Annotated in this window: 1 protein-coding gene; it reads left to right on the top strand. The window is 41.5% G+C overall.

The annotated features are described in order from the left end of the window. On the top strand, window positions 1-306 hold a 306-nt coding region (locus tag ACHABW_RS26060), incomplete at both ends, for a transposase (protein ID WP_435759957.1).

Below are 306 nucleotides of genomic sequence, written 5' to 3'. Positions count from 1 at the left end.
GGTGAAATGTTTTTTCACTACAGTTTTGTCGTGACGAATATGGGGGTCCGTCCAAAACTTGTCATGAAGTTTTATCAAAACCGGGGAACCATGGAAAACTTTATTAAAGAAGGGAAGAATGGCTTTGCGTTTGATCAGCTAAGCAGCCCTGACTTTTATACCAATGCGACAAAGTTACAAGTATCGATCTTAGCTTATAACTTTGCCAATTGGCTGAACCGGCTTTGTCTCCCTCAGAAAATGAAGGGAAAACGGATAGAGACCATGCGAACGCAACTGATAAAAATTGCTGGGAAAGTCATTCGG

This window comes from Salipaludibacillus sp. CF4.18, assembly GCF_051262595.1.
Lineage (GTDB): Bacteria > Bacillota > Bacilli > Bacillales > Salisediminibacteriaceae > Salipaludibacillus > Salipaludibacillus neizhouensis.
Note: the sequence above shows the minus strand (reverse complement) of the source record. Positions and strands in the feature narration are given on the sequence as shown.